The 12,313-nt window shown below is 71.2% G+C and carries 10 protein-coding genes and 1 tRNA gene; 5 read left to right on the forward strand and 6 right to left on the reverse strand.

The annotated features are described in order from the left end of the window. Position 1: 1 nt before the first annotated feature. Positions 2-2,530, reverse strand: a complete 2,529-nt coding sequence (locus tag AMK33_RS29890; protein ID WP_073936100.1) for an ABC transporter permease — start codon at positions 2,528-2,530, stop codon at positions 2-4. Between the two features lie 62 nt (positions 2,531-2,592). Next, on the reverse strand, positions 2,593-3,363 hold the full coding sequence (locus tag AMK33_RS29895; RefSeq protein WP_073936101.1) for an ABC transporter ATP-binding protein: 771 nt from the start codon (positions 3,361-3,363) through the stop codon (positions 2,593-2,595). 391 nt (positions 3,364-3,754) lie between these two features. Between AMK33_RS29895 and AMK33_RS29900 the strand changes: the two genes are divergently transcribed. From AMK33_RS29900 to AMK33_RS29910, 3 genes are all read left to right on the forward strand, one after another. Further along, positions 3,755-3,841, forward strand: a tRNA-Leu gene (locus tag AMK33_RS29900). 219 nt (positions 3,842-4,060) lie between these two features. Further along, positions 4,061-5,242 carry an RCC1 domain-containing protein gene (locus tag AMK33_RS29905; protein WP_073936102.1) on the forward strand — a complete coding sequence of 394 codons (1,182 nt, stop codon included), beginning with the start codon at positions 4,061-4,063 and terminating at the stop codon, positions 5,240-5,242. A 198-nt stretch (positions 5,243-5,440) separates the two neighbouring features. Then, positions 5,441-6,337: a Bax inhibitor-1/YccA family protein gene (locus tag AMK33_RS29910; protein WP_073936103.1), complete on the forward strand. Its 897-nt coding sequence runs from the start codon at positions 5,441-5,443 to the stop codon at positions 6,335-6,337. A 71-nt stretch (positions 6,338-6,408) separates the two neighbouring features. Here AMK33_RS29910 and AMK33_RS29915 read toward each other — a convergent pair whose 3' ends face one another. Further along, complete coding sequence (locus AMK33_RS29915; protein WP_030870003.1) at positions 6,409-6,639, reverse strand: DUF4287 domain-containing protein; 231 nt, start codon at positions 6,637-6,639, stop codon at positions 6,409-6,411. 102 nt (positions 6,640-6,741) lie between these two features. Between AMK33_RS29915 and AMK33_RS29920 the strand changes: the two genes are divergently transcribed. Beyond that, entirely contained in the window at positions 6,742-7,053 is a 312-nt protein-coding gene (locus AMK33_RS29920) for a hypothetical protein (protein WP_107425250.1), read from the forward strand. A gap of 22 nt (positions 7,054-7,075) precedes the next feature. Here AMK33_RS29920 and AMK33_RS29925 read toward each other — a convergent pair whose 3' ends face one another. From AMK33_RS29925 to AMK33_RS29935, 3 genes are all read right to left on the reverse strand, one after another. Next, positions 7,076-7,855 (reverse strand): hypothetical protein, encoded by a 780-nt coding sequence (locus AMK33_RS29925; protein WP_073936105.1) that lies wholly within the window; start codon positions 7,853-7,855, stop codon positions 7,076-7,078. A 297-nt stretch (positions 7,856-8,152) separates the two neighbouring features. Next, positions 8,153-9,373, reverse strand: coding sequence for an acetyl-CoA C-acetyltransferase (locus tag AMK33_RS29930; protein WP_073936106.1), 1,221 nt, complete (start codon positions 9,371-9,373; stop codon positions 8,153-8,155). 228 nt (positions 9,374-9,601) lie between these two features. Further along, positions 9,602-10,627 (reverse strand): SGNH/GDSL hydrolase family protein, encoded by a 1,026-nt coding sequence (locus tag AMK33_RS29935; RefSeq protein WP_073936107.1) that lies wholly within the window; start codon positions 10,625-10,627, stop codon positions 9,602-9,604. A gap of 163 nt (positions 10,628-10,790) precedes the next feature. Here AMK33_RS29935 and AMK33_RS29940 point away from each other — a divergent pair, with 163 nt between their 5' ends. Then, the gene (locus AMK33_RS29940; protein ID WP_073936108.1) at positions 10,791-12,179 is read left to right on the forward strand and encodes a cystathionine beta-synthase; all 1,389 of its coding nucleotides are present in this window, start codon (positions 10,791-10,793) and stop codon (positions 12,177-12,179) included. The last annotated feature ends 134 nt before the right edge of the window (positions 12,180-12,313 follow it).

Raw genomic sequence — 12,313 nt, forward strand, 5'->3', positions numbered from 1 at the left:
CCTACTCGGCCTTGATCGCCTGCAGCATGTTCAGCCGGGCCGCCCGCCGCGCCGGCCACAGCGCCGCCAGCACACCCACCACCGCGGCCAGCAGCAGGAAGACCCCCATCCGGGCCCACGGCAGGACCAGTTCGTACGTCGCCATCCTCGACCCCACCAGCTCACCGGCCGCCCAGCCGAAGAACACGCCCAGACCGAGGCCGAGCACCGCGCCGAACAGCGAGATCACCAGGGACTCCAGCCGGACCATCCGCTTGATGCCCGTGCGGTCCAGGCCGATCGCCCGCAGCATGCCGATCTCCTGGGAGCGCTCGAACACCGACATCGCCAGCGTGTTGACGACACCGAGGACCGCCACGATCACCGCCATCGCCAGCAGGCCGTAGACCATGTTCAGGATCAGGGTGAACATCTTCGCGATCTCGTTGGAGAGGTCCTGCTTGTCCTGGACCTTGATCGCGGGGTTGGTGCCGAGGGCCTTCTCCAGGGAGTCCTTCACCGCGTCGGACGTACCGTCGGCGGTCTTCACCATGACCATCATGTCGGCCGGTTCCGCCTCGTGCGGATCGAGGGTCGCGGTGTCGATCATGATGCCGCGGATCATCTCGTTGGCCTGGTAGACACCGGAGACCGTGAGCTTCTGCTTCTCGCCGTCCGCGTAGGCGACGGTGAAGTCCGAACCGGCCTTCCAGCCGTACGACTTCGCGGTGTCCTCGTCCACGGCGACCCGGGTGCCGCCGACCTCGAAGGCGCCCTGCACCACCGGGAAGTCGGTCAGCTCGTCGAACGTGGCGCCGTTCACGCCGGTCAGGTACTCGGTCTCGCCGTCGATGCGGGCGTCCGCGTTGCGCATCGGACTGGTGGCGGTGACGCCACCGGCCTGCTTCAGCTTCTTCTCGACGTCCGGCGACAGCGGGTGGCCGTTCGCCATGGACACCATGTAGTCCGCCTCGATCGCGGAGGCCGCCATCTTGTCGATGGACTTCTGCAGGCTGCCGGCCATCACCGTCATCCCGGTGATCAGGGTCAGCCCGATCATCAGCGCGGACGCGGTGGCGGCGGTACGGCGCGGGTTGCGCACCGAGTTCTGCCGGGCCAGCTTCCCGGAGACCCCGAAGACGCGCAGCACCGGCGCCGCGGCGGCGATCAGCGGGCGGGACAGCAGCGGGGTCAGGACGAAGACGCCGATGATCAGCAGGACGGCGCCGAGACCCATCGGGGCCTGGCCGTCGGAGCCTTCCATCGTCGTGGCCGCGAGGACCACCGCGACACCGGCCGCCGAGAACAGCGCGCCCAGCGTGTTGCGCAGCACCAGCGACTTGGTGGTCGCCGCGGCGTGCACCGAGCTCATCGCCGCCACCGGCGGGATCTTCGCGGCCCGGCGGCCGGGCAGCCACGCGGCGAGCATGGTCACCAGGATGCCGACCGCGAACGCGGAGCCGACCGTGCCCGGGCTGATCACCAGGGGTCCGTCGGGCATGGGCGCGTCCAGCGTCCCCATCAGGGAGCGCAGCCCCGCGCCGATGCCGACACCGGCGACGAGTCCGGCGACGGCGGCGACCGCGCCGACCACGAACGCCTCGATCAGCACCGACCGCGTGACCTGACGCCGGGAGGCGCCGACCGCGCGCATCAGGGCCAGCTCCTTGGTGCGCTGGGCGATCAGCATGGTGAAGGTGTTGGCGATGATGAACGTACCGACGAACAGCGAGATCCCGGCGAACACCAGCAGGCCCTGCTTCAGGCCGCTCATCGAGGAGGCGATCGCCTCCGCCTGGTCGTCGGCGAGCTTCGTGCCCGTCGTGGTCTCCACGACGTCGGACGGCAGCGCCTTCTCCAGCTGGGCCCGCAGCGCGGTGTCGCTGACACCGTCCTTCGCCTTGACGGCGATCTCGTCGAAGGTGCCCGGCTTGCCGAACAGCTTCTGCGCGGTCGCCGTGTCGAACAGGGTGAGGCTGCCGCCGGCCGCGACATTGCCGTCGTCGGTGGTGAAGACGCCGGTGATCTCCGGCTCCAGGACGGGCCCGTCGACCGACATCCGCACGGTGTCACCGACCTTGTAGCCGGCCCGCTTCGCGGTCTCGGAGTCGATGAGGACCTCGCCCTCGCCCTTCGGCGCGTGCCCGCTGACCAGCGGGTACCGGGGGTCCTCGGTGCCCCAGTAGTTGCCGCCCTGCGACTGGAAGCCGTCGCCGATCAGCTTGCCGTCCTTGTCGGCGATCGCGGTGAAGCCCTGGACGGTGCCGATGGCCTGCGCGGCGCCGGGCACGGCGGCGCTGTCGTCGACCAGTTCGCGGGTCAGCTCCCGGTACTCGCCGACCTTGTCGCCCTCCGCCTCCTTCCACTTGGGCGTGACGGCGACGTCGACGTGGTCGAATCCCTTGGCGGACTGCTTCTGCAGGGCGTCGGAGAGGCTGTTGGTGAAGACCAGGGTCCCCGACACGAAGGCCACGCCGAGCATCACGGCGAGCACGGTCATCAGGAGCCGGGCCTTGTGCGCGAGCACATTGCGCAAGGCGGTACGGAACATGGGAGTCTTCTCGAGTCCAGACGTACGGAGGAGGGGGGCGGGCCGGGGAGCGGGCGGGGGTGTCAGCTGGTGCGGCCCTTGGCGTCGAACCGCTTCATGCGGTCGAGCACCGAGTCGGCCGTCGGCCCGTGCACCTCGTCCACGATCCGGCCGTCCGCGAGGAAGACGACGCGGTCCGCGTAGGCGGCGGCGACCGGGTCGTGCGTCACCATGACCACCGTCTGCCCCAGCTCGCGCACGGAGTTGCGCAGGAAGCCCAGCACCTCGGCGCCGGAACGGGAGTCGAGGTTTCCGGTGGGCTCGTCACCGAAGATGATGTCCGGCTTGGACGCCAGCGCCCGCGCCACGGCGACCCGCTGCTGCTGACCGCCGGAGAGCTGCGAGGGCCGGTGGCTCAGCCGGTCCGCAAGGCCGACCATCCGGATCACGGTGTCCAGCCACTCCTTGTCCGGCTTGCGGCCCGCGATGTCCATCGGGAGGGTGATGTTCTCCAGCGCGGACAGCGTCGGCAGCAGGTTGAACGCCTGGAAGATGAAGCCGATCTTGTCCCGGCGCAACTTGGTGAGCTGCTTGTCCTTCAGCGAGCCCAGCTCGGTCTCACCGATGCGCACGGAACCGGAGGAGAAGGTGTCGAGGCCGGCCACGCAGTGCATCAGCGTGGACTTGCCGGACCCGGACGGGCCCATGATCGCGGTGAACTCGGCCTGCCGGAAGGCGACGGAGACCCTGTCCAGGGCGACCACCTGGGTCTCGCCCTGGCCGTAGATCTTCGAAAGCTCCGTGGCGCGCGCGGCCACGGCGGTGGTCCGGTCGGCGAGGGGTGCGGTGGTCACGGGATGGACGCTCCTGTCGGGACGGTGTGTTCTCGGGGACGTCGTCCATCGTTCCGCCGCTTCGCCGCCGTGTAGTCACCCGCTGCTCCGGTTCCGGGGGGCGACTCGGGAGGGACCACCGGGCGCGGTGTCATACCTGGGGATGAGGGCGGCCCCTGAGCCGGGGGCGCGCGGGAACGGGTGGAGCGCCCTTGTTCGGACGGTGAAATTCCGTCATTCCGCGTGCGTGACGGAACGTCACACGCAAGGCTGTTGGCACGTGCTGACGGCGAGTTCGCGGTGCTGATGCACCCTCAGGCGCCAATAAAATAAGACAAGATCGGCTCATCCCGCCGCTGTCGACGGGAGGGCCACCGATAGGCTCGGAACCGCGAAGCGGAGCCCACGGCCTGCCCGGATGGTGGAATGCAGACACGGCGAGCTTAAACCTCGCTGCCCCTGAGCGGGCGTGCCGGTTCAAGTCCGGCTCCGGGCACCACCACGTATGCCGCTCCTACGCGCCGGCCGCGAACCCGGCGCTCCCGGCCTCCGCGCATCACCTGCGCGGCCCCCCCCGGTGACCGGATACCCACGCCTGATCGTGAGTGCGCGTACTCAGGTGCCGTGGGGGAGGTTGAGCAGGAACGCGCATGCCGGCCGGGGCGGCCGGTCGGCACCGTTGGGGGCGAGGGGTTCGCTTCGTCGACGGGGGAGTCGTATGGCCGCCGGGTTCTGGTCGCGGGTGGTGGCCGCCGGGGCCGCCGTGGTGTCGCTGGCCGGGTGCGGCAAGGCGGATCTGGCCGTGCTCCGGGCGCCGGGGTGTCCGGAGGGGGCCTCCGCGCGGCCCGAGCGGCAGCAGGAGCGGCCGTCCGGGACGGTGTGGGCCTGGGCCCCGCTCTTCCAGGCTCCCGAGGGCACACCCCGGGAGGGCGCGGTGCCCGGGCTGAGCGACGTGGTGTCGATCGCGGACAGCGGCTACAGCATGGTCGCCGTGCGCGGTGACGGCACCGTGTGGTCGTACGGCACCAACGTCGCCGGTTCCCTCGGGCACGGATCGCGTGAGCGCCACTACCTGGCCGAGCCCCGCCGGGTGACCGGGATCGGCCCCGCGCACGCGGTGTACGGCAGCGGGGAGACCTTCTACGTGGTGCTGCGGGACGGCACCGTGAGGGCGTGGGGCTCGGACCGGTTCCTGGTCAGGGGCGGGAAGCGGGAGGGGCACGACGGGGTCACCACCCCCGAGCGGGTGCCCGGGGCGAAGGGCGTGGCCGCCATGGGGCCGGGCCCGCTCAACGCCTTCGCGCTGCGCGGCGACGGCCGGGTCCTCGGCTGGGGCATCAACCTCACCGACGTCCTGGGTGACCGCGACAGCACCCGGCTGACGACGATCGACGGGGTGAAGGGCGTCGTCGACGTGGCCTCGGCCGGCGGCGCCGTGGTCGCCGCGACGGCGGACGGCCGGGTCTGCGCCTGGGGCGGCAACGCCCACGGACTGCTGGGCGTCGAGCCGCGCGGCGGCCAGTCGGGGCGGCCCGTGCTCGTGCGGGGTCTGAGGGACGTCGTCCAGGTGGCCGGCGGGTCGGACGTGGCCTACGCCCTCGACCGGGACGGCACCGTACGGGCCTGGGGGCGGGGCGCGAGCGGCGCCCTCGGCGACGGGGACCGCTCGGACCACACCTCCGCGCGACCGGTCCGGGTGAACGGACTGCCGGAGATCCGCCGGATCGCGGCCCACGGGTTCACCGGGTACGCCATCGACACCTCCGGCGGGCTGTGGGCCTGGGGCTCCGGACTGCCCCTCGGCGAGCACGCCCCGCGGACCGCCCGGCCGGTGCGCGTCCCGCTGCCCGGGCCCGCCCTGGACGTCTCCGGCCACCACGCGATCGTCGGGACGGGGTGAACGGATGATCTCCGGCCGGTTCCGGGGAGGTACCGGCTCGGTCATGGTTCGGTGCCCCACGGTGAAGGGAATCACCCGGCCGCGTAGCGTGTTGCGCAGCACAACGAGGGAAAGATCCTCCCCAAGCATTAGGGTCATTCCTTTGCCTACCTATTACTCTTGAGCCAAGGCCGCGCCGTGTGGCCATGGAGGAGTGAAATGAGGAGCAGTAACCCGGTCTTCTCGCGACGGGGGTTCGGCCGCGACAACGGCTACGCGGGCTTCAACACCGCGCCGCAGGCCGGGGGTCCCGCTGTCGCCACGCAGGCCAACCCGTACGCGCAGCCGACGACGGGCAATCCGTACGCCCAGAACCCCTACGCGCAGCAGGACCTGCAGTACGGCGCGCCGCCGCAGGCGCCGGCCACCACCGGCCGGATGACCATCGACGACGTCGTCATGCGCACGGGCACCACGCTCGGCGTGCTCATCGTCACCGCGGCGCTCTCCTGGGCGCTGCTGCCGGTCGACGACGCCAACATCAGCCGGTCCTACGGCATCGGCATCGGCGCCGCGCTGATCGGCATGGTCCTGGCGTTCGTGCAGGCCTTCAAGCGCAAGGCCTCGCCGGCGCTGATCCTGACGTACGCCGCGTTCGAGGGTGTCTTCCTCGGCGTCATCTCCAACATCGTCGACAACCGCATCGCCGACGGCGCGGCCATGCAGGCCGTGATCGGCACCATGGCGGTCTTCGCCGGTGTGCTGGTGGCCTACAAGGCCGGCTGGATCCGCGTCAACCGCCGCTTCTACGGCTTCGTGATGGCGGCCGCGCTCGGCTTCATCCTGCTGATGGCCGTGAACCTGCTGTTCGCGGTGTTCGGCGGCGGTGACGGCCTCGGCTTCCGCAGCGGCGCGCTCGGCGTCGTCTTCGGCGTCATCGGCATCATCCTCGGTGCCTGCTTCCTCGCCCTGGACTTCAAGCAGGTCGAGGACGGCATCGCCTACGGTGCCCCGCGCGAGGAGGCCTGGCTCGCCGCCTTCGGCCTCACGCTGACGCTGGTGTGGATCTACATGGAGTTCCTGCGGCTCATCTCGATCCTCAACAGCAGCGACTGACATCCCAGCAGTCCAGTGGCACGGCGAAGGGCCCCGGGTTCACCCGGGGCCCTTCGCCGTGGCGGCACGCGCTACAGCAGTTTGCGCGCGGCCCTTCGCAGGTCGTACTCGTGGACGATCGCCTTGGCGTGGCCGTACGCCAGGTCGTACTCGTGCCGGAGCCAGCTGACCTTCTCCTCGAAGCGGAAGAGCGCCGGGCCTTCTTCGACGGTGCGCAGCCAGTCGGAGATCTCACGGCCGGTGCAGTGGGGGATACGGGCGAGCATGTTGCGGTGTGTCTCCTCGGAGAGGACGTGGGACATCGGCGCCTCCGGACGCAGGGGATGTAAGCCGGTCCTTCAGGTCACCGTGCCTGAGGGTTCGCCCGTTGGCAACAGTCCTGCCGCGCCGCGTACGCTCGCCGCGTGGTTGATACGACGCCCTTCACCCGTGCCGTGGATCATTTCGCCGACCGTCTGCGGGCCGCGCCGCAGAGCAGGCTGCAACGGGGCGGGGCGGCCGAGGCGCTCGCCCTGGCCAGGGAGTTGGCGCGGCGCACCCAGCTCGTCGAGGAACCGGGCACCGAGCCCCGCGAGATGCCCGACGCGGGCATGTTCGCCGCCGCCGACCAGATCACCGTCGCCGGCCACGACCTGGCGCTCGTACTGAAGAACGAGGACGAGGTCGGGGAGGCCGTACGGCTGGTGGAGGAGGCGCGCGAGCGCGCCGGGGTGTAGGCGGTTCGGGAGCCGGCCGGAGCTAGAGGGTCGCGATGACGCGGTCGGCCAGGATGTAGACGTTCTCCTCGCCGCAGGAGAACGTCAGCGTGTACGCCCCCGAGATGCCGGAACCGCCCAGCAGGAACGGGGTCTCACCCGAGCGGAGGGCCGCCGCCAGCCGCTCGGCGGTCTCGCGGTGGCCCGGCGTCATGCACAGCGTCGTCCCGTCGGCGAAGACGTAGACGTCGAGGGTGCCCAGCGGGCCCGGACGGACGTCGGTCAGCTCGGTCCGGGCGGCGGCCAGCTCCTCCAGGGTGGTCACCGTGCGCTCGTGGTCGTTCACGACCGGCGAGGGGTTCGGTACGAAGTCCGGGTGCGAGGGGTGACGGCGGCGGGCCGCGGCCAGCTCCGGGGAGTCCCCGGAGTGCTCCTCGGCGTCCGCGCCCGGCTCGCCCACCGGCTCCAGACCCACGAAATCGGCCTGCCGGGGCAGGAACAGCTCGCTGTCCGCCAGACCCAGCAGGGAGGGCGCGTCGGAGGCGTCACGCGCCTCCTGGGCGGCCCAGAAGGCCCGCGCCTCGGCGAGCTCGCGCTCCCGTTCCTCGGCGAGCGCCTCCGCCACGGCGGCGCGTATCTCGTCGGTGCCGGCCGTGCGGGCGGGGGGAACGTGCGCGCGCGTGGTCGCGGCGCCGTTCTCGGCCAGCGCGGTGTGCAGGGCCGCGACCTGTCGGCGCAGCACCATGATGCTGCGCAGGACAGCGACGCCCACGGCGCCGGTGGCGGCCGTGGTGATCAGCAGGGCGATCGGCATGGCGCTCACTGACGTACTCCCGGTTCAAAGTCGACCCCCGACTTCCTACATCAGCTTGAAGGGTGGACTAACCATCTGTCAGTGCGTAACGTCACGAAACGGACAGGCCTTTGATGGTGCACCCGAGAGGGGCTCGGCCCTGACCTGCGTGAATCCCCGCGCCGGGGGAGATAGGTCACATCCTGGGGGAGATTGGATCACGAACAGGCCCGGGCCTCGGAGTTTCCCGAGACCCGGGCCATGGCTTCACTGAACGTACCGCGACGGCTACGGTGCGCCCGTGCTACGGGGTTCGGCGGTACGGGTTCAGCTGAGGCGCTCGATGACCATCGCCATGCCCTGGCCGCCGCCGACGCACATCGTCTCCAGGCCGAACTGCTTGTCGTGGAACTGGAGGGAGTTGATGAGCGTGCCGGTGATGCGGGCGCCGGTCATGCCGAAGGGGTGGCCGACGGCGATGGCGCCGCCGTTGACGTTCAGCTTCTCCAGCGGGATGCCGAGGTCGCGGTAGGAGGGGATCACCTGCGCGGCGAACGCCTCGTTGATCTCGACCAGGTCGATGTCGTCGATGGTGAGGCCGGCGCGGCCCAGCGCCTGCTTGCTCGCCTCCACCGGGCCGAGACCCATGATCTCGGGGGAGAGGCCGGAGACGCCGGTGGAGACGATCCGGGCGAGCGGGGTGAGGCCGAGCTCGCGGGCCTTGGTGTCGCTCATGATGACCAGCGCGGCGGCGCCGTCGTTGAGCGGGCAGCAGTTGCCGGCGGTGACCAGCCCGTCCGGGCGGAAGACCGGCTTGAGGCCCTGGACGCCCTCCATGGTGACGCCCGCGCGGGGGCCGTCGTCCTTGCTGACCACCGTGCCGTCGGGGAGCGTCACCGGGGTGATCTCGCGCTCCCAGAAGCCGTTCTTGATGGCCTCCTCGGCGAGGTTCTGCGAGCGGACGCCGAACTCGTCCATGTCCTGGCGGGTGACGCCCTTGAGGCGGGCCAGGTTCTCGGCGGTCTGGCCCATCGCGATGTACGGGTCGGGGACGAGGCCGTCCTCGCGCGGGTCGTGCCAGGTGGAGCCCTCCGACTCGGCGACGGCGGCGGTACGGGCCTCGGCCTCGGCGAACAGCGGGTTGCGGGTGTCCGGGAGGCTGTCGGAGTTGCCCTTGGCGAAGCGGGAGACCGTCTCGACGCCGGCCGAGATGAACACGTCGCCCTCGCCGGCCTTGATGGCGTGCAGGGCCATGCGGGAGGTCTGCAGCGAGGAGGAGCAGTAGCGGGTGATGGTGCAGCCGGGGAGGTGGTCCATCCCCATCTGTACGGCGACCACACGGCCGAGGTTGTTGCCCTGCTCGCCGCCGGGGAGGCCGCAGCCGAGCATCAGGTCGTCGATGTCGCGCGGGTCCAGCTCGGGGACCTTGGCGAGGGCGGCCTGGATGATCGTGGCGGTCAGGTCGTCCGGGCGCAGGTCCTTCAGGGAGCCCTTGAAGGCGCGGCCGATGGGGGAGCGGGCAGCAGAGACGATCACGGCTTCGGGCATCACGGCTCCAGAGGGTAAGGGCGGCGCGTAGCGCCTCGTCGAGGGGTGGTGGTCGGGTGACGGGAGGGCATACCGGTTGGTTGGTGCGGGGCTTCTTGGGAAGTTACCCGGACGTATGGGCGGGGTCACGGGTGACGCCATGTGACATGGACCGCAACTGTCTAAGCGCTTGCTTGGGTAGACCGCATCCGCGGACAGCCGCGCCGCAACCGCCGCGGCTGCCGGGTGTCACGACGGTTGGGTCGAAGGTTCTGGTTCTGTTTCCGCGACCCGCCGGCGCCGGCGGCGCTTCAGCAGGGCCCACGGCCCCCGTGAACCCGCCGGCATCGCCGCGGTGACCTCCGTACCCGCCTCCGCCGCCGCCTCCGCCGCCGCCCGCGCCACCGGCAGGAACCCCTCCCGACGCGCGGCGTCCGGCCGCTCCTCCTCCGCCGGCCACAGCCCCAGCGCCGCGCACACCGTCGGCAGCACCGCCATCGCGGCCGTGGCGTACCCCTCCACCGAGGGGTGATAGCTGTCCGGCCCGAACAGCTCCCGCGGGTTCGCCGCGAACTCCGGCCCCAGCAGATCCCCCAGCGACACCGTCCGCCCGCCCTGCTCGACCGCCCCGATCGTCTGCGCCGCCGCCAACTGCCGCGAGGCCCGCCGGGCCAGCCAGCGCAGCGGCTGCCGCACCGGCTCGACCGAGCCGAGATCGGGGCAGGTGCCGACGACCACCTCCGCACCGGCCGTCCGCAGCCGCCGTACCGCCGACGACAGATGACGTACGGAACGGGTGGGCGGCATCCGGTGGGTGACGTCGTTGGCACCGACCATGATCACGCAGATGTCCGGCACCCGGGAGGGATCCGCCAGCGCCCGCGTCACCTGCCGGTCCAGATCGTCGGAACAGGCCCCGGGCACCGCGACCGTACTCAGCCCCACCGGACGTTCCGCGATCGCCGCGACCCCCGACGCCAGCAGCGCGCCCGGCGTCTGCCCGGCCCGGTGCACGCCCTGCCCGGCCGCCGTGGAGTCGCCCAGCATCGTCAGCCGCAGCGCCGGTTCGCCCGGCACCGTGTACGCCGCGCCGTACAGCCCGTCCGCGTTCGGTACGTGAGGAGTCGTACCGTTGCCCACCCGGCGCCGCGCCAGCTGGGCCTCGGCCACCAGGAGCCCCACGGCGGCCGCCCCGGCCAGCCCGATGCCCCCGCCGCCGTACGCCGCGCCGGCCGCGATCCGCCGGGCCACCCTCGCCCTCGACAAGCCCGTCATCCCTCGCCGCCACCTCCTCGAACCCGCACACCCAGTGCTTGCCCCGTACGGACCGTGCTCCAATCCCCACAGCGAGTGAACGACCCGGCCGGGTTCGGACCGGTGAGGGCCTAGGCTGGCAGCACCACTACGACCACCCCTTTTGCAGCATCCGGAGACAACGGTGCAATTCCACGACTCGATGATCAGCCTCGTCGGCAACACCCCGCTGGTGCGGCTCAACAGCGTGACCAAGGGCATCAGGGCGACCGTCCTGGCCAAGGTGGAGTACTTCAACCCGGGCGGTTCCGTGAAGGACCGCATCGCCCTGCGCATGATCGAGGCGGCGGAGCAGAGCGGAGAGCTCGAGCCGGGCGGCACCATCGTCGAGCCGACCAGCGGCAACACCGGGGTCGGACTCGCCATCGTGGCCCAGCAGAAGGGCTACAAGTGCATCTTCGTCTGCCCGGACAAGGTGTCCACGGACAAGATCAACGTACTGCGGGCCTACGGCGCCGAGGTCGTCGTCTGCCCGACCGCCGTGGACCCCGAGCACCCCGACTCCTACTACAACGTCTCCGACCGGCTGGTGCGTGAGACGCCGGGGGCCTGGAAGCCGGACCAGTACTCCAACCCCCACAACCCGCTCTCCCACTACCACTCCACCGGCCCGGAACTGTGGGAGCAGACGGAAGGCAGGATCACCCACTTCGTGGCCGGCGTCGGCACCGGCGGCACCATCTCCGGGACCGGGCGCTACCTGAAGGAGGTCAGCGACGGCGGCGTGAAGGTGATCGGCGCCGACCCCGAGGGCTCGGTGTACTCCGGCGGCTCCGGGCGGCCGTACCTGGTGGAGGGCGTCGGCGAGGACTTCTGGCCGACCGCGTACGACCGTGATGTCGCGGACGAGATCGTCGCCGTCTCCGACAAGGACTCCTTCCAGATGACCCGCCGGCTCGCCAAGGAGGAGGGCCTGCTGGTCGGCGGCTCCTGCGGCATGGCGGTCGTGGCGGCGCTGGAGGTGGCCTCGCGGCTCGGTGAGGACGACGTGGTCGTCGTCCTGCTGCCGGACAGCGGCCGCGGCTACCTCAGCAAGATCTTCAACGACGAGTGGATGGCCGACTACGGCTTCCTGGAGGACACCGGCACCAGCGCCCGCGTCGGCGACGTCCTCGACGACAAGGAGGGCGGCCACATCCCCTCCCTCGTCCACATGCACCCCGACGAGACGATCGGCCAGGCCATCGAGGTGCTGCGCGAGTACGGCGTCTCGCAGATGCCGGTGGTCAAGCCGGGCGCCGGTCACCCGGACGTGATGGCCGCCGAGGTCGTCGGCTCGGTGGTGGAGCGGGAGCTGCTGGACGCGCTGTTCAGCAAGAGCGCCTCGCTGGACGACCCGCTGGAGAAGCACATGTCCGCGCCGCTGCCGCAGGTCGGCTCAGGTGAGCCCGTCGCGGACCTGATGGCCGTGCTCGGCAAGGCGGACGCGGCGATCGTCCTCGTCGAGGGCAAGCCGACCGGTGTGGTCAGCCGCCAGGACCTGCTGTCCTTCCTCGCCAAGACCGGGAAGTGACGGGGCGTCGGGCCGACCGCCGGTGAACCGACCGTGAACGGCCGGGCGCCGGCGCGTTCGTGATCTTCGTGGACTTCGCGGAAGTGGTACGAGCGTGTCACGTCCGCGCAGCACTCGCTTAACACGGGTCCGGC

This window comes from Streptomyces sp. CB02400, from assembly GCF_001905725.1.
Classification (GTDB): domain Bacteria; phylum Actinomycetota; class Actinomycetes; order Streptomycetales; family Streptomycetaceae; genus Streptomyces; species Streptomyces atrovirens.